This window comes from Peptoclostridium sp. AF21-18, from assembly GCF_003478825.1.
GTDB lineage: Bacteria > Bacillota > Clostridia > Peptostreptococcales > Peptostreptococcaceae > Peptacetobacter.
Map to the genome: position 1 here is coordinate 54,251 of NZ_QUGE01000006.1, position 23,307 is coordinate 77,557.

The window sequence follows — 23,307 nt, forward strand, 5'->3', positions numbered from 1 at the left end:
TGGAGAGTAAAGATGAGAGATGTTAATAGGTTAAAAAAGCTTCCTCTTTGGAATCTGTTGAGTGATGAGGAAAAGATTTTAGTTGAGAGTAATTTATATAATGTGAGTTTTAAAAAAGGAGAGTTGATTCTTAAAAAATCCGAGAGTTGTTTTGGAATTATTTTTGTGAAGAAGGGATCTCTTAGAGTACACATTATTTCAGAAGATGGTAGGGATGTTACTCTTTATAGGATAAGAGAAGGAGAAATGTGTACTTTATCTTCTTCTTGTGTGTTAGATGCGATAACTTTTGAGGTGCATATTGAAGCAGAGGAAAATACTGAGATAATTAATGTGCCTTCTAATATATTTAAAAAAATTATGGAAGATAATATTTATGTAAAGGCATTTATGTATGAAGGAATTGCGGCGAGATTTTCCGATGTTATGTGGATTATGCAACAGATTTTATTTATGGGGATAGATAAAAGAATAGCGATATTTTTAATTGAAGAAAGCGAATCTACAGGAAAAGAGAAGATTAAGATAACTCACGAGCAACTTGCAAAGTATATTGGAAGTGCAAGAGAAGTTGTTAGTAGGATGCTAAAGTATTTTGAGCAGGAGGAAATAGTTTCTCTTGGAAGAGGTAGTGTTGAAATTTTAGATAAAGATGAGCTTATAAAAATAGCTAAATAAAATTTAACAAAATAAAACTCAAAAATTAATAAAAATATAATAAAAACGTATAAAATAAATGTAATAAATTATAAAAAGTTGCTTTTTATGTGATTGTGTCACAGAAGAGGCAGCTTTTTTTATTGTAGAATATCATCATGACATTGATATAATAAATAAATTTGTGGTGAAAGGGAATAATAGTATGAATAAGAAAATGAAAAGATTTGCATCTGTAGATCAGTCGCTATGTGTTGGATGTGGATGCTGTATAAAAGTATGTCCTAAAGGTGCAATATCTATACCAAAAGGTATATATGCGGTGGTGGATATGGAAAAATGTATAGGATGTGGACTTTGTGCTAAGGAATGTCCAGCATCTGTAATAGAAATCAAAAAAGAAGAAATTGTGATAAATAATGATGAAGTAGGGGGTGCTATATAATGAAAAAACAGAAAAAATGGTACGATTATTTATGGATAGTGTCTCTACTTTATCTGGTTTTAGGATTTTTTAATATAATGTTTGCTTGGCTTGGGTTAATCTGTTTCTTTGTTCCGCTGATAATTTCTATAGTAAGTGGAAATAAAGCATATTGTAATAGATACTGCGGAAGAGGTCAGTTATTTGGAATACTTGGTGGAAAGTTATGTCTTTCAAGAAAAAAGATATACCAAAATTCTTAAAGAGCAAATGGTTTAGATCTGGATTTTTAGCCTTCTTTATGTTTATGTTTGGAAATATGCTGTTTTCTACATATCTTGTATTTAAGGGAGCAAATAGTATGAAGGAGGTAGTTACAATACTTTGGACGTTTAAAGTGCCTTGGAGCTTTGCATTTAATGGGGCAAATGTTCCAGCTTGGATGGTACAGTTTGCATTTGGATTCTATAGTGTGATGCTTACATCTACAATACTTGGTGTAATTACGATGCTTCTATATAAACCGAGATCTTGGTGCGTATACTGTCCAATGGGAACAATGACACAGGGAATTTGTCGGATAAAGAATAAATCAAAATTTAATGCTTTTAAATAATTTACAAGATTAACTATATTTGCTATAATTTGAATATAAATATAATTTTGTAAGAGAGGGTTGACGTAGCTATGTTATTATCTGAAAATGTACATACATACATACATACATACATACATAGCATAACTATGCCTTTAGAAGAAAAATTTAATAATGTTAAACTAGCACAGGGTAATTATATAAAGTAATACTTTATATATATTTTTCTGTGCTTTTTTATATGCTTCATTTGTTGACTTATATGAAAATCTTAGGTGATATTATTAATTTTTAAGTTTTGAATAGATATAAGTCGATAAAATAATTTATTAAAAGGAGAGAGATTGTTATGAAAAAGCAAAAATTAGTAGCAGCTTTGATGTCGATTGCATTGGGAACTTCGACAGTTTTTTCGACAGTAGCTTTTGCTGAAGGAACTATTTTGCCAAATAGTGGGGTAGAAATTGGAACTGCAGAAAGTAGTAATGTAGTATTGCCAAGTGGCGTAGAACTTAATTGGGGAGATAATACAGTATATTATAATGGTGGATATTATAAAACACTTGTTGATGCTTTAACAGCTGTTTATAAGGATAAAACACCTACTACAAAAGAAAAGCCTAAAGAAATCTACTGTAATCCAGGGAAAGATGTAGGTGCAATGACACATGGTCATATAGCTGATGATTTGATTATTTATGGAAATGGTGCAAATGTTACAGGCGGAGAGCATGATTTAGAAATTGATACATATAAATATAGTCGTGATACAGGATTACAAAATGAAGCTGGTGAATTTTTAGCTAAAGATATTACTGTTACAGTAAAAAACTTGAATGGAATAGCATCATGGGGACAAAGAAATACTAATCATAAAATTACTTTAAACTTTGAAAATTGTAAGAACATGAATCGTATTTATTTCTCTGGAACAGCAGGAGATATAGATATTAATGTTAATGGATGTAGCTTTGATTCTGCTAAATGGGGGCATAAAGATACATCTATTTATAGTAATGCGAATGGTTCAATCAATGTGAGTAATACAACATTTAAAAATATTGATGTTGGGCTAAACTTAAATCATAAAATGAAGGGAATACAGACAATTTCTGTTGAAAACTGTGAATTTATTGATTGTGGATTAGGATCAGATAGTAGTAAAACTTATGCAGCTCCTATACGTATAGTTGCTCAAAGTAATGCGGAGTCAAACTTAATTGTAAATAATACAAAGTTTACTTATAGTGGTTCAACAACTAATTTTGAGGGAATAGATAATGGGGATATATTATTAGGTGATGGTCGTCATGATGCAGCAGAAACTCAGGGTACAACAATATTAGAAATAAAAGATACAAATGCAAAAGTTATGACACAACAAAAAGGACACTATGATGCAAATGGAGATGTCACTAATCCAGAAAAAAAACCAATTGAAGTAAATGAATCAGAAAATATTAAAATAGATGGAAATGGCGATATTACAAATAATAATCCACCAATATACATACCACCTACTCCATCAGAACCTACAAAAACAGAAATAATAGGTTCTGACAGATACGAAACAGCTGCAAAAATAGCTGACAAAATGGGATACTATGACACAGCAATACTAGTAAATGGGGACAAATCTCTATCAGATGGTCTATCAGCATCATCTCTAGCAGGTAAAGAAAAAGCTCCAATACTATTAGTAAAACAAAATATAATACCTAAAGAAACTTTAACTAGAGCTTTAAAAGCTAAAAAAATATACATAATAGGTGGTACAGCAGCTATAAGTAAAGACGTAGAAAAACAATTAGCTGGAAAAGAAATAGTAAGAGTAGACGGTAAAAATAGAGTTGAAACTTCTGAAAAAGTTGCAAAATTAGTTGGTAATTATGATGAAGCTTTCATAGTAAATGGAAATACTGGTGAAGCCGATGCTATATCAGTTTCTTCTGTAGCAGCAAAAAATCAGGCTCCAATATTATTAACTAACGGAAAAACATCAACACATAGTAAAAAAACAGGCGTTGAATACTATGTTGTAGGTGGAGATGCTGTTGTTTCAGATTCTATAGTATCTGAATTTGACGCTGAAAGAATCCCTGGATCTAATAGATACGAAACTAATAGAGCTGTTATTAAAGAATTCTATCCTAATAAAAATAAATATTACTATACTAAAGGTGATTTATTAGTTGATGCTTTAGCAGTATCTCCATTATCTAAAGATAATGGTGTAGTTTTAGTATCACCTAAATCAGACAATAGTATATTAAAAGATAAAGATTTAGTTCAAGTTGGAGGAATGGACTTTGAAATAAATCTAAAATAGATTAAAATTACTTTAATCGGAAAAGTTTAACTATAAAAAATTTAAAATTTGAATTTGGGACTGTTACATATCTTGTAGCAGTCCTTTTTATTTACTTTTTTATAAATTTACTAACTTAAAAGATTATTATAAATTTTGATTTAACATCTTTTGCAAAGATAGTAATTTTATATAATATTATTTGTGAAAGAACTTTACATAAAACCAAAATTATGAGATACTCTAATCAAAGAATAATTTGTATGAAAATTACAAAAATATAAAATGTGAGGAGAGATTACTATGAAATTTGCAAAGAAATTAAGTGCTCTTACTTTAAGTGCAGTATTGTTTGGTTCGTCACTGGTACCAGTATCTGCTAGCAAGATATCAGAAATATCTGGTCTTAATAGATACGAAACAGCTGCAAAAATAGCAGATAATATAGGTAATTATAATACTGCTATCCTTGTAAACTCAGATAAAAGCTTGGCAGATGGTCTATCTGCATCTAGTTTAGCTGGTAAAGAAAACGCACCTATACTATTGGTAAAAAAGGACTCTATACCTAATGAAACTATGACTAGACTACAAAATGTAGACAAAGTATATATAATTGGTGGAAATGCAGCTATAAGTAAAAATGTTGAAAATCAATTATCAGATAAGGAAATTATAAGAATAGAGGGTAAAAACAGAATAGAAACTTCTGAAAAAGTTGCTGCCCTTTTAGGAGGATACAATGAAGCATTTATTGTAAATGGAAATAAAGGAGAGGCAGATGCTATGTCTGTAGCTTCAGTTGCAGCTAGAGATAAGGCTCCTATAATATTAACTAATGGAAATGCATCTTCTCAGGATAAAAAATCTGGAGTAAAATACTTTGCAATAGGTGGAGGTGCAGTTGTATCAAATAATTTAGTATCAAAATTTGATGCAAAAAGAATATCTGGAAATAACAGATATGAAACAAATAGAGCAGTAATCAATAATTTCTATGCAAATTCTGATACACTATACTGTGCTAAGGGATATCCTCTTGTTGATGCACTTACTTCATCTTTATTAGCTAAAGACAATGGTGTGGTACTTGTATCTTCAAATTCTGATAATAGCATATTAAAAGGAAAGAATGCTATTCAGATAGGTGGAATGAAAGACATAGATTTATCTGGAAACTCAAAACCTGTTATAACAGCTAAAAAAGATACTGTGACACTAGAATTTTTAGAACAGTTAGATATAAATGAGTTTGGCGTTACTGCATATGATAAAGAAGATGGTGATTTAACAAATGAAATACTACTTCTAGATCCTCCTGATGCTATATATCCAGGAACATATGAATTAAAATTGTATGTAAAAGATTCAGATGGAGCAGAAGCGTATAAAACATTAAAACTTATAATAGTTGAATCTGTTGATAGTGGAAATACAAATGTAAATAGTAAAGAATTCCAAGAAGAATACAGAAAAGAATTCTATAAATTGATAAATACATATAGAACTATAATTGGAATTCATGAATTGAAGACTGATTCAGGGTTAGAAAATTGGGCATATTTAAAATCTAAACATATGTCTGATTTAGACTACTTTGACCATGAATACGAAGGCAAAATGATTGATGAGATTTATCCTGATGCAGGAGGAAATGTTCCTCTAGCTGGAGAAAATATATACTGGGTATCTGGAGGAACTTATACAGCTAAAGAGTTAGCTAAAAATTCATTTGAAGCATGGAGAAATTCTCCAGGACATAATATGAATATGCTAAATGAAAGCTATGACTATGTTGCAGTAGCTGCATATAAAGGCAAAAATGGTATATTTATGACAACTGATTTTGGTTGGGATTAAGAAATTAATATAAATAAAATTGAGGGCTTCGGCTCTCTTTTTTTATTTAAAGTAAAATCAAAGTTGATATAAAATTCCTAAAAGAAGTTATCCGTGATATAATAAAAACTGTAAAAATAAACTAAGGGAGAAATTAAAAATGGAAGCTAAGATAAAAAATATAGTTAATGAAAATAGCAGAGAAATGGTTGAATCAATCAAAGCTGCTGTAAGAATAAATAGTGTAATGGATGAGGATACAGCAACAGAAACAATGCCATTTGGTAAGGGAGTGGATGAAGCTCTTAGAAAAACTCTAGAAATAGCAGAATCTCTAGGGTTTAAGACTGTATACAAAGATGGATACTACGGATATGCAGAAGTTGGAGAAGGAGAAGAACTTATAGGAATATTAGGGCATATAGATGTTGTTCCTGTAGGAGATGAATCTAAGTGGAAATTTCCACCATTTTCAGCTACTGAAGAAGACGGGTATATATACGGAAGAGGAACTCAGGATGACAAAGGTCCTACAATAGCTGCAATGTATGCTGTTAAGGCTCTTTTAGATGCTGGTGTGAAGTTTAAAAAGAGAGTTAGATTTATAATCGGTGGTGATGAAGAAAATTTATGGAGATGTATTGCAAAATACACTGAAAATGGTGAAGAAATACCATCTATGGGATTTACACCAGATTCTTCATTCCCAGTAACAAACGCAGAAAAATCTCTAGTGCAGTTCTATTTAAGAGGAAAAGGATCTAAAGAATTAAGTTTAAATATTTCAGGTGCATTAAATGCTGTTCCTGGAGTAGCTAACTACACAGGAGAACTTTCAGATAAATTATCAGAAAAACTTGATGAATTAAAATTTGACTACGAAAAAGATGGGGAAAGTGTAACTGTTATTGGAAAAAGAGTTCACTCTGCATCGGCTGACAAAGGAGTAAATGCAATAGAAAGACTTTGCAAGGCTCTTTATGAAATAGGCGTAGGAGAAGATGTAGTGAGATTTGTTGCTGGATTATCTGACTCAGTTGGAAGTAAGATACTACCTAATTGTATTGATGATGTATCTGGAACACTTACTCTGAACTTAGGAGAGCTTATAATAAACGAAAATGAATCTGTACTTGGATACGACTCAAGAATTCCAGTGAAATATACTATAGAAGACTTAGAAAATGCAGTAAAAGAAAAAGCTGCTAACTATGGACTTGAATTTGAAGAATTTGATAGACTAAAATCTCTTTATGTTACAGCAGATTCTGAACTTATAAAAACACTTGTTTCTGTGTACGAACAGGAAACAGGACTTGAGGGAACTCCTATGTCATCAGGTGGTGCAACTTACGCAAAAGCACTTGATAACTGTGTAGCATTTGGAGCAATGTTCCCATTTGATGAAAAAACTGAGCACCAGGAAAATGAAAGAGTAGATATAAAAAATATGATAAAAGCCACTGAGATATATGCTTTATCTGTATATAGACTATTAGAGTTATAAATTTTTTATTAATATTTTAGTAGGCTATATAGAAAACTTTAAAAAACTTCATCTTAAAAACATTTTAATGGGTCTTTGAATAAATTCAAAAAATATTTTTTTATTATAAAAAAAGTTGAAATTTATTCATTTAATAAAGAAAAGATAGAAACAACTTTAATACAACAATAAAGTTTTTAGTTAGAGATGTTCACAATTTTTAAAAAATATCAAAAAAATTAAGCTTAAAATTATAAAAAATTTTATTAATATAAAAATAAATAGTATAATATCATAAATATATTGAATTTTAAAATGCAGGCAAAGTAAAAAATGCTTGCATTTTTTTATTTTTGAACGAAAATGAATATAATGTAAAATAATAGTGAATATAAATAGAGCTAATAAGAATTTATTATGATTATTCCAAGCTTTAAAAATAAATGTTATTTACAATGATTGAAATTTCAACAAATATACTATAGTAATGATGAAATATGGAAGTTTTTTCATGTATAAATATTTATTGTCTAAAAAATGAAAGATTACTTTATAAAGAAGTTACAATTTGTAATTATTTGATTAATTTTCTGAAAAATGATAAAGTGTATAACAATAAGTAATAGATAATATAAGAAAAAGTAAAGAAAAGGAAGTGTTCAGTTATGATTGAATTTAAAGATGTATCAAAATCATTTAAAGACAAAAAAGTACTGGATAATGTATCTTTCAATATTGAAGAAGGGGAATTTGTTTGTATAATCGGAGGAAGTGGGTGCGGTAAAACAACTGCCTTAAAGATGATTAACAAATTAATACTCCCAACAGACGGAACTATATACGTTGATGGAAAGGATATAAGTAAGGAAAACGAAATAGAGCTTAGAAGAAATATAGGATATGTAATCCAGCAGACAGGGCTTTTCCCTCATATGACAGTTAGGGAAAATATCGAATTAATACCAAAAATAAAGAATAAAAGAAACAAGGAAAAAGAAGGAAAAAAAGAAGAAGCTGAAAAACTTCTAGAAAATGTAAGAAATGTGCTTACAATGGTTGGACTTGATCCAGATGAATATATGGATAAATATCCGGTTCAGATGAGTGGTGGTCAGCAGCAGAGAGTTGGAGTTGCAAGAGCATTTGCAAGTAATCCGGACATAATATTAATGGATGAACCATTTAGTGCACTGGATCCAATAACAAGAAACCAGTTACAAGATGAGCTTGTAGCATTGCAGGACAAATTAAGAAAAACAATAGTCTTTGTAACTCATGACATGGGTGAAGCTATAAAACTAGCTGATAGAATTTGTATATTAAACGAAGGAAAAATTCAGCAGTTTGATACTCCTGAAAAGATTTTAAAGAGTCCAGCAAACGACTTTGTTTTAAACTTTGTTGGAAAGAAACGTATCTGGGATTCTCCAGAGCTTATAAAAGCAGAAGATATAATGATAGAAAATCCTATAGTTTGTATATCAAGACTAAAAGCTATCAAAGCTCAGAATATAATGAGAGAGCACAGAGTCGATAGTTTAATGGTAATAGACGAAAATAGAAAATTCTTAGGTAAAGTATATGCATCTGATGCATCATTAGAAGTCAATAGAACAAAAAGAGTATTAGATATAATGGATACAAATTGCGTATCTGTATCACCTAGAGATTCTATAGTAGGTGTGTTAAATAAAGCAAAGGAATTTAATATGTATACAATTCCGGTTGTAGATAATGAAAAACTAGTAGGGCTTATAACAAAGAGTACACTTGTTACAGCACTTTCTAAGAAATACGATGAAAGTGAGGTTGAATAAAAATGAGTGGTTTTATAGAATATATGCAACAAAATTCAGGAACAGTTTTAAACTTGTGTATTGAACATATACAGTTGACTGTAATAGCAATAGCTATAGCAATACTTATAGGTGTTCCTCTTGGGATACTTATAACATACTTCAAACCAGCTAAGAAACCTATAATGGGTATGACTAATATCATACAGGCAATACCTTCAATGGCTCTTTTAGGGTTTATGATTCCTCTATTTGGGATAGGTACAAAGCCTGCAATAGTAATGGTTACTCTATACTCATTACTACCAATTATAAAAAATACAGTTGCAGGACTTAACAACATAAACCCAGATACAATTGAGGCTGCAAGAGGTATAGGTCTTGATAGAGTTCAAATTCTATATAAGGTGCAGATACCACTAGCTGCTCCAGTTATAATGGCAGGGGTTAGAATAAGTGCCGTTGGTGCAGTTGGTCTTATGACACTTGCAGCATTCATAGGTGCTGGAGGACTTGGATACTTAGTATATGCAGGTATTCGTACAGTAAACAATGCACAGATATTAGCAGGTGCGGTTCCAGCTTGTATACTTGCATTATTAATAGACTACATATTCTCAGTACTTGAAAGAGTTGTTACTCCTAAAAACTTACAGCTTTCTGTAAATAGAAGTAAATTCGCAAAAGTTATGGATAAAGTTGTAGTTGCAGTGCTTTGTGTGGCACTTATTGGAAGTTTTGCATTTAGTGCATTGACAAAGGTAACATCAGACAGAGAAATTACAATAGGTAGTATGGACTTTACAGAGCAGGAAATTCTAAACTATATATTAAAATATTATATAGAAGATAATAGTGATATTAAGGTAAATCAGTCGCTTTCACTTGGAGCATCTTCAATAGTGCTAGATGCTATTAAAGGTGGAGATGTCGATTTATATGTAGACTACACAGGAACAATATACGGAAGTGTTCTTGGAAAAGAGCCTAATAGCGATGTTGAAGAAGTTTATAATACAGTAAAAGATGAAATGAAATCGCAGTACAACTTAAATGTATTAAAATCATTAGGCTTTAATAATACATATACATTAGCTGTTAAGAAAGAAACTGCAGAAAAATACAACCTAGAAACAATTAGTGATTTAGCTAGAGTTTCTAATAAGTTAGTATTTTCTCCAACATTGACATTTGTTGAAAGAAAGGACTGCTTAGTAGGTCTTCAGGAAACTTATCCAGTAAACTTCAAGGATATAGTTCCAATAGATGGATCTCCAAGATATACAGCTTTAATGAGTGGCGAATGTGATGTTATAGACGCATACTCTACTGACGGACTTCTTAAGAAATTCGATTTAAAGGTACTAAAGGACGATAAACAGTTCTTCCTACCTTATAATGCGATACCAGTTACAAATGATAGGGTAAAAGAAGATTTTCCAGAAGTTGAAAAACTTTTAAATGAGTTAGGTCAGTATTTGAATGAAGAGACAATGGTAGACTTAAACTACAGAGTTGATGAATTGAAACAGAAACCATCAGACGTGGCTAAGGACTTCCTACAGGAAAAAGGATTAATTAAATAAGAGATATAAGACTGTTGCAAATTTTGCAGCAGTCTTTTTTTAGTGTGACAGTCTTGTTATTAATATTGCATAATAAAAGGACTAGAAAATCTCTAGTCCTAACTTTGATTAATAAGATTAGTGATCTGCACCATCGGGGATATGTTTAATCTTTTCGTCGTAAATCTTCTTAAAGAAGAATAAACATAGTATAAGTGAAACAACCTCTGCTATTGGATAAGATAACCAAACAAGATTTATATTACCTGTTCTAGACATAAAGTATGCTACTGGTAACAGTACAAACAACTGTCTAGCAATTGATATAATAAGCGAGAACGAACTCTGGTTTAATGCTTGGAATGTTGTACTAAGCACTATACTTATTGCAGCTATTATAAAATGAGTAGCTATAATTCTAAGACCAGGCACACCTATTCTAAGCATTTCTTGAGATGGATTGAATATTCCAAGAAGTACCTGTGGAATAGATTCAAATAGAATAAGTCCAACTGTCATTATAACAAGCGCATAACATGTAGCTAATTGGACTGACTTTAATATACGCTTTCTATTCTGAGCACCGTAATTGTACGAAACTATTGGAACTAAGCCATTGTTTAGACCAAATATAGGCATAAACACAAAGCTCTGTAGCTTGATATACACTCCAAAGAATGCTGCTGAAGTCTTTGTAAATGTAAGTAAAATCTGGTTCATACCAAATGTCATAACTGACGAAATACTTGCCATTATTATACTTGGAATACCTACTCTATATATTTTTCCGATAATTTTTAAAGAAGGTCTAAAACTTCTGAAGTGAAGATCTATATCATGGTTTATTCTGTGATTGAAGTATACTGCAAGTGACATCGCAACAACCTGACCAAAAACAGTCGCTATGGCTGCACCTGCGACACCTAGTTTTGGAGCACCAAATAATCCAAAGATTAAAATTGGGTCCATTATGATATTAATAATAGCACCTGTTCCCTGTGTGATCATTGTATACACAGTTCTTCCTGTAGCTTGAAGAATTCTTTCAAATGTTATCTGAAGGAAAACTCCTATAGATAATGAACAACAAATAGTCATATATGTTATTCCATACTCTGTTATTCTTCCACCTGCATTTTGCATTTCAAAGAATGGACGGCTAAATAATATCCCTATAATTAAAAATGCGATTCCACTTAATATCGCTAGAAAAATACCATTGTTTGCCGCAGCACTAGCTTGCTCTCTATTCTTTTCCCCTAAACTTCTTGAAAGAAGTGCATTTATACCGACACCTGTACCTGTCGCAACTGCTATCATAAGATTCTGTATTGGGAATGCTAAAGATACCGCAGTAAGAGCATCTTCATTTATCTGCGCAACAAACATACTGTCTACTATATTATATAGTGCCTGAATAAGCATCGAAATCATAATCGGCAACGACATAGTAATAAGCAGCTTGCTAATCGGCATAACTCCCATTTTATTTTCTTCTGCCATTTTTCTTACCCCCTTGAACTTATAATAAAAAATCATATTAAATATAATTACTTTTAAAATTATTTTTACTACCTTAATATTATAATCAATATAAAAAATATCTACAAGCGTTGAATTCACCATAATTCAAAAAAACGTTCTCAAATTTTATTTTTTATGTAGTCTTCTTTTGTTATAATCTGATATAGTAATTACAGTTTATTTATAATATGTATTTAGTGAAGATTTTTTAAAGAAGTTTTTTATGTTATCGTGATAAAATTTTGTGTGAAAAGATAAACTCTGAAAAAATATTTATTATATTCGCACAATTCTCTTTTAAATTTTTCATATAATGTGGTAAAATTTAGTTAAAGCTAAAACAATATCTATAATATAATAGAAAAAATTGGAGGTATTTATTATGGAAAAAATATATACAACTGAACCTACTGAAATAGAACAGAAGGTATACGATATATTAGACGAGCTTGGTGTAGATTATGGTGTAGTAGAACATGAGCCACTATACACAGCAGAAGATCTTAACAAGATAAAAGAACAGGCTCCAGGTCTTCATGCTAAGAATCTATTCCTTAGAAATGCAAAAGGAAACAAATATTATCTTATAGTTGCAGAAGACGCAAAACCAGTCAATCTTAAAGAAGTTAAAAAACTTATAGGCAGCACAAATCTTTCTTTCGCATCAGAAGATAGATTAATGAAAGTATTAAAATTAGTTCCAGGAAGTGTAAATCCATTCTCTTTAGTTAATGATGAAGAAAAAGTTGTTGAACTTTATATAGAAAAAGAACTTTTAACAGGGGAGCTTTTAAACTTCCATCCAAATGTAAACTACAAAACAGTAACTATATCTTTAGAAGGTCTTAAAAAATACCTTGATCATATAGGTGTTACTTTAAACGAAATAGAATTATAGGATTTTGGAGTTAAAGGAATTAAATGATAGCAACATTTGTAAACTGTGGTGTTATAATAGTTGGGTGTATAATAGGTCTTTTTATTAAAGGCGGTATACCAGAGAGATTTAACAAGATTATAATGAACGGATTGGCACTTTGTGCGATGTTTATAGGTTTTTCAGGAGCATTAGAAGGTAATAATACGATAATCACTATAGTTTCTATGGCTGTTGGTGCGTTAATCGGTGAGCTTATAAATATCGATAAATGGCTAAATAAACTTGGAGAAACAATACAGAAAAAACTTGATAAAGGTAATGGAAAAGAAAGTAGAATTGCAGAAGGTTTTGTAAATGCTAGTTTATTATTCTGTGTAGGTGCGATGTCTATAGTTGGAGCGCTTCAGGCAGGACTTGCTGGCAATTACGATACTATTTATGCAAAGACTGTACTAGATGGAGTTAGTTCTATAATATTCTCTGCTTCTATGGGGATAGGGGTTATATTCTCATCTGTGACAGTTCTTTTATATCAGGGTGGTATTACGCTATGTGCGTCGTTCTTATCTGGAATTTTAAGTCAGGCTGTTATCGCGGAGATGACTGCTGTTGGAAGTTTGATGATTGTTGGACTTGGACTTAATCTTTTAGAGGTTACTGATATAAAAATAGCGAATCTATTGCCGGGGATATTGGTGCCGGTAGTATTGGGACTAATAGGACTAGTGTAAAAATTTAATACGAAATATATAAAAGTGTGAGCGAAATTTTGAAAACAATTTTGTCGAATAATATCAATTCTCCTCTCCAGGCAATCAAGTTGCATTGTCGAGTTCGAATTGATATTATAACCTCCAAAATTGCAGTTTTCAAAATTTCGCATCACGCTTTTTTATTTCCATTATTAAATTTTGCTTGTCGGTGCGAGCTACTTATGTTTAAGTTTTTAAAGGCTGCTTACAAAATAATCGTTAACAGCTATTTTTATATCTTCTGTATTAAATTTTTATCTTAGTTTTTTCTTATAATTATGTAAATATTTTACTTATATCCATTCAAATTTTTGTACGATATAGAAAAATTGAAATTTCAATGCTTCCAATTTTAAGAAAATTTTTTAGAAAAAAGTTAAAAAAATTTTTTTATCTGGATATGTTGGAAATAGATAATCTCAGAATGAAATAGTAAATATAGAAGTTTATACTTGTTTTTATTTGTTTTTAGTGGGTATTTAATATATAGATTATCGACAATGTGATTTTGAGATTAAAAAATAAAAAACAAAAATTTTTTGTGGGTAATTTCTGTTATAATATATTATTGTGTGAAAGAACGAAAGAAAAAACTTAAAAAGGGAGGATATTTTGGATGAAGGTTATAAAGAGAGATGGTAGTACGGTTCCTTTTGATAGAACTAAGATAGAAGTAGCGATTTTAAAAGCTATGAAAAACGGAAGTGGTATATATATTCCGGAGATAGCTTCAAATATATCAATAGATGCTGAAAAACATTTTGAAAACTTCAAGCCTACACCTACTATACATCAGATAGAGGTGTATGTTTACGAAAGATTAATTCACTATGGTCAGAAGGAAACTGCAAGAGCTTATGAAGGATATAGAGCTGTTCAGTCTTTCAAAAGACATGTAAATACTACTGATGAGAATATACTTGGATTAATAGCAAAAACAAATGAAGATATTTTAAAGGAGAATTCTAACAAGAACTCTATAATAGCTTCTACTCAGAGAGATCTTATCGCTGGAGAAGTTTCTAGAGATATAGCTAGAAGAAAGTTAATTCCTCCTCATATAGTACAGGCTCACGATGATGGAGCTATACATTGGCATGATATGGACTACACTTTACAGTCTATATTCAACTGCTGCTTAATAAATATACAGGATATGCTTGATAACGGAACTGTTATAAATGAAAAGATGGTTGAGTCACCAAAATCATTCTCAACTGCTTGTACAGTTACAACTCAGATAATGGCTCAGGTTGCAAGTAATCAGTATGGTGGACAGAGTATAACAATAAAACACTTAGCACCATATTTAAGAAGAACTTACGATAAATTCTTCAAAATGTATATGGAAAAATATAATAACGAAGAGTTAGCAAAAGATATAGCTCACGATATGATGATGAAGGATTTAAAAGACGGTGTCCAGACGATAAGATACCAGTTATCTACACTAATGACAACTAATGGTCAGGCCCCATTCGCTACAATATATCTTGAAATAGAAGAAGGAAGCGAATACGAAGAAGAAATGGCTCTTATCTGTGAAGAAATGATAAGACAGAGATTAGAAGGTATGAAAAACTATAAAGGACAGCAGATTGGTGAAGCTTTCCCTAAATTAGTTTACCTATTAGATGAACACAACTGCCTAGAAGGTGGAAAATACGATTATATAACTAAACTTGCGGCAGAATGTACTGCTAAGAGATTAGTTCCTGATTATCAGAGTGCTAAGATAATGAGAAGCAACTATGAAGGAAATACATTCCCTCCAATGGGTTGTAGAAGCCATTTAAGTCCATATAAAGATGAAAATGGAAACTACAAATGGTATGGAAGATTTAACCAGGGTGTTGTTTCATTAAACTTACCACAGATAGCTATAATGGCTGATAAAAATATGGATATGTTCTGGAATATACTAGATCAGAGATTAGAGTTATGTAAAGAAGCTCTTTTAGTTAGACATAATATGTTAAAAGGAACTTTATCAGATGTTTCTCCAATTCACTGGCAGCATGGTGCAATAGCTAGATTAGATAAAGGAGAAAAAATAGATAAACTTCTTGAAAATGGATATTCAACATTAAGCTTAGGATATGTTGGTATACATGAAATGGTTCAGTCTATGTTAGGTGTTAGTCACACTACTGAAAAAGGTGAAAAATTTGCACTAAAAGTTATGAATCATTTAAGAAAGAAATGTGATGAATGGAAAGCTGAAACAGGACTTGGATTTGGACTTTACGGTACTCCAGCAGAAAATCTTGTTTACAGATTCTGTAGAATAGATAAACAGAAATTCGGTGAAATACCAAACGTTACTGATAAACTATACTACACTAACAGTTACCATGTAAATGTATGTGAAGAAATAGATGCATTTAGTAAGTTAAAATTTGAAGCTCAGTTCCACGCAATAAGCTCAGGTGGATGTATTTCGTACATCGAGGTTCCAGATATGAGTAGAAACTTAGAAGCTGTTGAACAGGTTATAAACTATATATACCACAATATTCAGTACGCTGAAATAAACACAAAACCAGATGTTTGCTACAAATGTGGATATACTGGAGAAATAAAATTAGATGAAAATCTAGAATGGTATTGTCCTTCTTGTGGAAATAGAGATGAAGCAGATATGCAGGTTATGAGAAGAACTTGTGGATATATAGGAACTAATTTCTGGAATAAAGGTCGTACTCAGGAAATTGGGGATAGAGTACTTCATTTATAGGAGATGATTTTTAGAGAATGAGATATGAAAAAATAAGAAAATTTGATGTGTCTAATGCACCAGGTGTTAGATCGACATTATTCGTGACAGGATGTACTCACGATTGTAAAGGCTGCTTTAACAAGGAACTGCAGGACTTTGGAGCTGGAGAGGTTTGGACTCAAGAAGACGAGGACAATTTTGTTTCTTATGTAAAGAATGACAATGTTGTCGGAGTTAATATTTTAGGTGGAGAACCAATGCAGCAGGTTATGGATGACTGCCTTCCAAATCTGTTAAAGAGAGTTAAAGAAGAAACTGGTAAAAGCATCTGGCTTTGGTCTGGATATTTACTTGAACAGATTCTTGAAGATGAGAAAAGAAGAAAAATTTTAGAATATGTAGATGTGCTAGTGGATGGAAGATTTGAGATTGATAAGAGAAATATAAATCTTAAATATAGAGGATCTGAGAATCAGAGAGTGATTGATGTCAAAAAGACATTGATGAGTGATTCTGTAGTGCTTTACGATTTTGAAGAAATTTTGTAAAATTATTTTAGAATTATAAAAAATAAATAAATATATTAAAAATAGTAAAGTGTACAGCTTTTTAAAATAAGGTTGTACACTTTTTTTATTTATTTTTTTAGGATATGATTTTTTGATTTTTTAAAAATATAGTTTTTCTTTTTTAAATATTTCAAAATAATTTAAGTGTGAAGTTAAAAATATTAAGAAGTTATGAAACTTTTGAATGCATAGTGAATTTTTTGTGGCTTTTCTATAGATTTTTTTGATTGAATACTTTAAAATAGGGTAGATATTTAATTGTGTAAAATAAAAAATAAATTGTGTAGAAATTAATAGAAAGATTCGAATGTTTTAGGGGAATTCGAGTTGGTATGTTAATAAAAATTTTTTGAGGTTTAGGAGGTATTTAATGAAGAAAGTAATTTCAGGAGCATTGGCAGCAGCAATTATAACGAGCAATCTGCCGCTACGGGTTTTAGCAGAGGAGGTAAATACTCCAAATGATGGTTCAACAGATTCTAATCATCAGAATGTTGTTGAGCGAAAAGGCTATATTGAGGTGGATATAAACTTAGATATGCCTATAAAAAATAGTAGAGAAGGAATATTTATATCGTTAAAAGTTGACAACAATGAAGTTGTAAAAGTAAATGGAAGTAGTAATAGTGGAAACTTTGAATTTAAATCTAATCAGTGTTCTTATACAGTAGAACCACTTGGATTAGGAAGAAATACTTCTGTTGGAAATGATGGAAAAGTATATGCTTATAGAGTTACATTTAAAGATCTTCCAGCAGGCACAGAGAATAAATATAAAGTAGCCTTACTTGGTAAAGGATTTAGTTCTATAGAATCAAAAGACATAGAAATAAATAATTACTCTAAGAGAATAGTTGTTAATAATGCGGGTAAAACTAGAGATAAATCAAATGAAGATTTAATGCCTATTGGTGATTTAAATAAAAACGGAGAAGTAAATGATAGTGATTACGATGCAATGTTTGATGCAGTTTCAAAAGGAACAAATGATGTAGCTTACGATATAAATGAAGACGGAAAAGTTAACATAGCTGACTTGCAGTATGTTCATAATAATATGGGGAGACATGCTAGTGATAATCTAACAGTAAAAAATGCAGAATGGATTCCAAATATTGAAAAAGTTTCAGCAACTAATGCAAATGGTGATGTTGTGGAACAGAAAGAAATAGAAAAAATATTTGATGGTAATTCAGATTCTTCATTATCAATAAAACCTGCTTCTGGCGAAATAAATGAAGATAATGCTGCTCAGGTAAGTTTAGATTTAAGTGGAAAATCAGAGGAGTCATCTGAAAATAATACTGTAAAAATGCAGTATCTTTCAATATTAGGTACACTTAAAAATGGTAGCATAATTGTAAATGGAGATACAGCAAACCCTATTTTCTTTGATGAAAATGGTAATATAAAAAATAATTCAAATACTAGAAAATCTAACAAAAATCAGATTGATGCTATTTCAACTAGAGAGTCTGAAAAAACAAATAATGAAATTGTTGTAGACCTTGGTAAGCAGATAGCTGTATCACAAATAACAATAAATGTAACAGATGTTACTGGTAATGATAGAAGTCTTGCTGAAATAGCAAAAGTTGAATTCTTAAATAATGTATATAAAGAAATTCCAAAGCCAGAAATAAGTATACCATCAATAACAAGTGTTGCTACGTCTACATCAACTGGAAGTGAATATGTACATGTAAAATGGACAAGTAAAGATCAAAACTTAACAGGATATGAGTTAAAAGTAGAAGAAATAAACGAAAAGGGTTCTACTATAGGTACTGCTAAAAAATTCAGAGTATCTGAGGATGAATTTAAAGTAAGTAATGTAAAACCTTATTCAAGATATAGATTAAGTGTTCAGGGTCTAAATGGAGCTTGGGAAGGTGGCTACAAAGAAGCAAGTGAAAACGAGAAAAATGGTGTCATAGATAATGTAAAAGCAGATACTATAGAAAATGGAAAATATGAAATAGAAAAAGACTTTGAAAAAGATGGAATCGTCAATATAATGGTAATTCCAAATGAAATACCAAAATATCCAGAAGGAATATCTGCTGAAGGTGGTTATCAGTCAATAATCTTAACTTGGAAAAAACACAACTCTGCACAGAGCTTTGATGTTTACTATAGAGAAAAAGGTTCTAAAGAAGAGTTTAAAAAAGCAAATGATAAACGGATAGTAGGTACAAGTTATAACATTATTGGATTAAAAGATAAAACAACTTACGAAATACAGATGACAGCAACAAATCATCTTGGTACTGGAGCTAGATCTGAAAGTGTTACTGCAAAAACTATAGATATGAGTGTTCCTCAAACGCCAAACTACAATTTTATAAATACTGTTTCTGAAAATAGTAATGGAAAAACAGATAATATAAAAGATGCAAGATATCCGAATATAACTATACCCGCTGGAAAAGAAAATGAAAAAATAGAAGTAGGAACAGGTAAAGGACATATAGTTATAAGTAATAAATATGCTGTTGTAGATAATAACTATGATACTTATTGGTCTGTAGATGACTGGGATGCAGGAGCTTCTACTGGTGCGCGGAATAGAGGGCCTATAGTAGAGTTTGATTTTTCAAATAAAGATAAGAAAGAATATAGAATAAATAAAATAGCTGTGGTGAGTAAGTTAGATGGTACAGGAATGGTTCCAAATAATGCAGAAATAACTATTTTTGAAAATGGAACATCTAATAATGGAAAAGATTATAAAGCTAGAGTGTTTAACTATGATAAGAGCGGAAGATATTCTATTCTTAAACTAGATAAACCAATAACTGTTAAAGAAGGAAATCAAATACAGGTAAACTTATCTACTACAGGTAATAACTTAAGTATATCAGAGATAAAATTCTATGAATATGATGAGGTAGAAGGAGAAATAGAAGCATTATTTACAGATGATTTACACTTAGTTCTTGCAAATGATGTAACAGAAGCAAAAATTTCTCTATTAAAAACAAAACTAAATAGAAAAAATAATGGAGAATTCAATCCAGATAAAGAAGATCTCGATAAAAAACTTGATATTGCTCTTAAATTATTAAGAGAAGGTAGCTCTTTGGATAAAGATGTAACAACTATGGATATATCAATAAACGGTGGAGGAACTAATACAGGGTATGGAAATGATTGGCAGGCGTTAGGTCTTGCTGCAAAAGCTGGTGATACTATAAAAGTTTATGTATCTAAGACTATAGCAGATGGTACTAATAATAGAGATATATACTTAGGATATGAACAAAATTATGCAGAATCTGGTTCATTTATAGTAAAAAATCCTATAAAATTAAAATCTGGAGAAAATGTTATACAGATAGATAAACTTATTTCTACAGACGTTGAAAAGGGTGGAAACTTATATGTAAGAATGGCTGGAGAGCCTGAATCAAATAGTGAAACTGTAAAAATAAGAGTTAGTGGTGCTGAAAGAATACCACATCTTAATTTAAATAATCATTTAAATGATATAGACTATCTTATAGCTAATAAAGATAATAATGATGATCCAAAAGTAAAAGTTATTAAAGAAAAACTAAAAGCTTATATATTAGAACTTAAAGAACATGTTAACTCTCTTCCAGCTAAACATGCAGAAAGCAATAAAAAACATGAGGAAGAAGGAAAAACTGAAAATATATATGATTATAATGAAAGAACATCTATACTTAACTCAACTAATATAGAAGGGGATAGATTTACACTTACAATACCAGCTTCTCAGGCATATAAAGGATTAGGTCTATCATCTACTACTGAAAGTAATATAGATGAAAAGGTAGATAAATTATATGATAATATGCTTGCTTGGGAGCAGTTAATACAGATAACAAATGCGAAAAAAGGTGTATTTGAAAATAATAAAAATAATGTAAGTATATATGCAAATAATAAAGCATCTAGACAGAGAGTTAATGTAAAATATCAGAGAATGTTTGGTGGAGCATTTATGTATGCTAGTTCACACCATGTAGGAGTAGAATTTGATAGTACAGATGACTTAATGTCAGGAGTTCCATATAAACTTGATGAAGATGGAAAAGTTATAAATAAAGGTCAGGGTAACCTATTTGGATGGGGAATAAGTCATGAAGTAGGACACAAAGCTGATATAGGCAAGAGAATTTACGGTGAAACAAGTAATAATATACTAGCTCTTATAACTCAGACATTTGATGGAGAAAGCAAATCAAGATTAGAGTTAAATGGCATATATCCAAAAATATACAAAAAAGTAACTAGTAATAGTGTTGGTGTTTCTCAGGATGTTGCAACATTACTTGGTATGTTCTGGCAGCTACATCTTGCATATGAACCAGGATATACTTCACAGATGTTAAAAAATAATACTGATGCTAATTTAGATAATGATTCATATTATGCAAAAATGAATAGATTATATAGAAATCTTTCAGATGAAGAAAAAAATATGGATAGAGATCAGTTATTAATAAGAAAAGCTTCAGAAGCAGCAGGAAAAGATTTAAGAGGATTTTTTGCAAGTTGGGGACTAATTGCTGATGAGAGTACTTCTATATATCTTCAGGAAAAAATAAAGACAAAAGAAGAAAGAAAAATACAGTATCTAAATGATGAAGCATATAGAAAAAGACTTCAGAACGTTGAAAGTATGGCAGATGACACAACCGTAGTTGCTTCATTTGAAAATGGTGTAAAAAATAATACTGTTGTAAATAAAAATTCTATAACTTTAAACCTTAATGTAAACAAAGATAACGATAAAATACTTGGATACGAAATAATAAGAAACGATGGAAATATAAAAGGTGGAAAAGATGAAGGAACTAAGGTAAATTATCGTCCTGTTGGATTTGTAAATGCTAATTCTGATGGAACAGCAACATTTACTGATAATATATCTCCAATAAATAACAGAGCACTTACTTATAAAGTTGTAGCTTACGATTATAACCTAAAGGCAACAAAAGAGTATACTGTAGGAAGTGTAAAATTAAGCCATGATGGAACTATAAATAGTGCAGATTTTGTACTAAAATCAAACTTAATAGCTACAGAAAAATCTAATCCAGAGACTACAGTAAATGAAAATACAACAGAATCTCATGAAATAGATAATATAAAAGATGGAAAAGCATCTACATCATTTAAAGGAAGAAGAATGAATTCTAGTGAATATACTGATAACCCTCATAAAGAGGAAAATATAGATATAAATGCAGATCCATATGTAATAATGGATTTACAGGGAAGAAAAAGTGTTTGTGGTCTAAAATACACTAAATCATCTGATGCAGTTTCTTCTAGATTATCATTAAAGAGATTAGTAAATGCTGTAAAAGGAAACACAACATATAATGCTATATCAAAATATAAAATATATATAAGTGATGATGCAAAATCTTGGACAGAAGTAAGCAGTGGAAACTTTAAATTTGGAAATGATTCTGTGTTAGGTGGAGAAACAGATGCAAATACAGCTAAGGTAATATTCAGTAAAGCAGATTCTACAGGAAAAACAAACTTACAGACATATGATGCAAGATATGTAAAAGTTGTTGCGGATGGAATGAAAGACTCTAGCATAGATATAGCAGAAATTTCTTTAATAGGATCTACTGGAGACAATATAGAAATAGGTGCGGTAGATAAAAATACTAATAATAGAACAAATGGTATTGGTAAGCTAGAGGCTGATTATGTATATGATAAAGCAGCTCATGATAAAAATAATGCAGAAGGAGTAATACCAAAAGATTCTATAGTTATAACTGGGGAATATAAAGGTAATCCAGCATTTAATATACCACTATTAATAGATAAAAATAATGCTACTATAAATGGTAAGGTTATATTAATGGCAGATGTTCCTGAAGATGGTAAACTTGGAGAAGTATACGGTGGAAAATGGATATACTGGATAAGTAAAGAAGACTTCAATAGAATATCAAATGGCGTTAAAGCAGAACTTTATAGATATAATGAGCTTGGAGGAACTGATGGAAAAACTCCACAGGGACAGAGATTGGTAAGTGATACTTTATATGTAGATGTAACTGCTGAAAATTACGAAAACTTACCTATAATAAAACTTGAATCTAATAACGGAAAAAATAGAAAAAAATCAAATAAACAGACAGTCGTTTGTATAAATACAAATGATTATGAACGTAAAGAAAACTAATTATTACTA

Annotated in this window: 15 protein-coding genes; 14 read left to right on the top strand and 1 reads right to left on the bottom strand. The window is 30.6% G+C overall.

The genetic code is table 11. The annotated features are described in order from the left end of the window. Positions 1-12 precede the first annotated feature (12 nt). From DWX74_RS04545 to DWX74_RS04580, 9 genes are all read left to right on the top strand, one after another. Positions 13-678, top strand: a complete 666-nt coding sequence (locus DWX74_RS04545; protein WP_118548910.1) for a Crp/Fnr family transcriptional regulator — start codon at positions 13-15, stop codon at positions 676-678. A gap of 184 nt (positions 679-862) precedes the next feature. Beyond that, positions 863-1,102 (top strand): 4Fe-4S dicluster-binding protein, encoded by a 240-nt coding sequence (locus DWX74_RS04550; RefSeq protein ID WP_286164203.1) that lies wholly within the window; start codon positions 863-865, stop codon positions 1,100-1,102. Beyond that, on the top strand, positions 1,102-1,344 hold the full coding sequence (locus DWX74_RS11365) for a hypothetical protein (RefSeq protein ID WP_330415624.1): 243 nt from the start codon (positions 1,102-1,104) through the stop codon (positions 1,342-1,344). The genes DWX74_RS04550 and DWX74_RS11365 overlap by 1 nt, the downstream gene beginning before the upstream one ends. After that, complete coding sequence (locus DWX74_RS04555; protein ID WP_330415625.1) at positions 1,308-1,697, top strand: hypothetical protein; 390 nt, start codon at positions 1,308-1,310, stop codon at positions 1,695-1,697. Before DWX74_RS11365 ends, DWX74_RS04555 begins: the two co-directional genes overlap by 37 nt. Positions 1,698-2,025: 328 nt before the next feature. Beyond that, a complete protein-coding gene (locus tag DWX74_RS04560) occupies positions 2,026-4,005 on the top strand; it encodes a cell wall-binding repeat-containing protein (RefSeq protein WP_118548911.1) in 1,980 nt (659 codons plus the stop codon). Positions 4,006-4,287: 282 nt separating this feature from the next. Beyond that, complete coding sequence (locus DWX74_RS04565; RefSeq protein ID WP_158573237.1) at positions 4,288-5,844, top strand: cell wall-binding repeat-containing protein; 1,557 nt, start codon at positions 4,288-4,290, stop codon at positions 5,842-5,844. Between the two features lie 139 nt (positions 5,845-5,983). Beyond that, entirely contained in the window at positions 5,984-7,330 is a 1,347-nt protein-coding gene (locus tag DWX74_RS04570; protein WP_118548912.1) for a Sapep family Mn(2+)-dependent dipeptidase, read from the top strand. A gap of 644 nt (positions 7,331-7,974) precedes the next feature. Next, positions 7,975-9,126 (top strand): ABC transporter ATP-binding protein, encoded by a 1,152-nt coding sequence (locus DWX74_RS04575; protein ID WP_118548913.1) that lies wholly within the window; start codon positions 7,975-7,977, stop codon positions 9,124-9,126. Positions 9,127-9,128: 2 nt separating this feature from the next. Beyond that, complete coding sequence (locus tag DWX74_RS04580; protein WP_118548914.1) at positions 9,129-10,691, top strand: ABC transporter permease/substrate-binding protein; 1,563 nt, start codon at positions 9,129-9,131, stop codon at positions 10,689-10,691. 117 nt (positions 10,692-10,808) lie between these two features. Here DWX74_RS04580 and DWX74_RS04585 read toward each other — a convergent pair whose 3' ends face one another. Next, the gene (locus DWX74_RS04585) at positions 10,809-12,173 is read right to left on the bottom strand and encodes an MATE family efflux transporter (protein WP_118548915.1); all 1,365 of its coding nucleotides are present in this window, start codon (positions 12,171-12,173) and stop codon (positions 10,809-10,811) included. A 403-nt stretch (positions 12,174-12,576) separates the two neighbouring features. Between DWX74_RS04585 and DWX74_RS04590 the strand changes: the two genes are divergently transcribed. From DWX74_RS04590 to DWX74_RS04610, 5 genes are all read left to right on the top strand, one after another. Beyond that, entirely contained in the window at positions 12,577-13,092 is a 516-nt protein-coding gene (locus DWX74_RS04590) for a prolyl-tRNA synthetase associated domain-containing protein (protein ID WP_118548916.1), read from the top strand. A gap of 23 nt (positions 13,093-13,115) precedes the next feature. After that, positions 13,116-13,805: a DUF554 domain-containing protein gene (locus DWX74_RS04595; RefSeq protein ID WP_118548917.1), complete on the top strand. Its 690-nt coding sequence runs from the start codon at positions 13,116-13,118 to the stop codon at positions 13,803-13,805. Positions 13,806-14,442: 637 nt separating this feature from the next. After that, positions 14,443-16,563, top strand: coding sequence for an anaerobic ribonucleoside-triphosphate reductase (gene nrdD, locus DWX74_RS04600; protein WP_118548918.1), 2,121 nt, complete (start codon positions 14,443-14,445; stop codon positions 16,561-16,563). A gap of 17 nt (positions 16,564-16,580) precedes the next feature. Continuing rightward, the gene (gene nrdG, locus DWX74_RS04605; protein WP_118548919.1) at positions 16,581-17,093 is read left to right on the top strand and encodes an anaerobic ribonucleoside-triphosphate reductase activating protein; all 513 of its coding nucleotides are present in this window, start codon (positions 16,581-16,583) and stop codon (positions 17,091-17,093) included. Between the two features lie 391 nt (positions 17,094-17,484). Continuing rightward, positions 17,485-23,298 carry a fibronectin type III domain-containing protein gene (locus DWX74_RS04610; protein WP_118548920.1) on the top strand — a complete coding sequence of 1,938 codons (5,814 nt, stop codon included), beginning with the start codon at positions 17,485-17,487 and terminating at the stop codon, positions 23,296-23,298. Positions 23,299-23,307: the final 9 nt, after the last annotated feature.

Excerpts from the sequence above, each read along its gene's own strand:
- DWX74_RS04545 (WP_118548910.1), top strand. The coding sequence starts at position 13 with ATGAGAGATGTTAATAGGTTAAAAAAGCTTCCTCTTTGGAATCTGTTG.
- DWX74_RS04550 (WP_286164203.1), top strand. The coding sequence starts at position 863 with ATGAATAAGAAAATGAAAAGATTTGCATCTGTAGATCAGTCGCTATGT.
- DWX74_RS11365 (WP_330415624.1), top strand. The coding sequence starts at position 1,102 with ATGAAAAAACAGAAAAAATGGTACGATTATTTATGGATAGTGTCTCTA.
- DWX74_RS04555 (WP_330415625.1), top strand. The coding sequence starts at position 1,308 with ATGTCTTTCAAGAAAAAAGATATACCAAAATTCTTAAAGAGCAAATGG.
- DWX74_RS04560 (WP_118548911.1), top strand. The coding sequence starts at position 2,026 with ATGAAAAAGCAAAAATTAGTAGCAGCTTTGATGTCGATTGCATTGGGA.
- DWX74_RS04565 (WP_158573237.1), top strand. The coding sequence starts at position 4,288 with ATGAAATTTGCAAAGAAATTAAGTGCTCTTACTTTAAGTGCAGTATTG.
- DWX74_RS04570 (WP_118548912.1), top strand. The coding sequence starts at position 5,984 with ATGGAAGCTAAGATAAAAAATATAGTTAATGAAAATAGCAGAGAAATG.
- DWX74_RS04575 (WP_118548913.1), top strand. The coding sequence starts at position 7,975 with ATGATTGAATTTAAAGATGTATCAAAATCATTTAAAGACAAAAAAGTA.
- DWX74_RS04580 (WP_118548914.1), top strand. The coding sequence starts at position 9,129 with ATGAGTGGTTTTATAGAATATATGCAACAAAATTCAGGAACAGTTTTA.
- DWX74_RS04585 (WP_118548915.1), bottom strand. The coding sequence starts at position 12,173 with ATGGCAGAAGAAAATAAAATGGGAGTTATGCCGATTAGCAAGCTGCTT.
- DWX74_RS04590 (WP_118548916.1), top strand. The coding sequence starts at position 12,577 with ATGGAAAAAATATATACAACTGAACCTACTGAAATAGAACAGAAGGTA.
- DWX74_RS04595 (WP_118548917.1), top strand. The coding sequence starts at position 13,116 with ATGATAGCAACATTTGTAAACTGTGGTGTTATAATAGTTGGGTGTATA.
- nrdD (WP_118548918.1), top strand. The coding sequence starts at position 14,443 with ATGAAGGTTATAAAGAGAGATGGTAGTACGGTTCCTTTTGATAGAACT.
- nrdG (WP_118548919.1), top strand. The coding sequence starts at position 16,581 with ATGAGATATGAAAAAATAAGAAAATTTGATGTGTCTAATGCACCAGGT.
- DWX74_RS04610 (WP_118548920.1), top strand. The coding sequence starts at position 17,485 with ATGAAGAAAGTAATTTCAGGAGCATTGGCAGCAGCAATTATAACGAGC.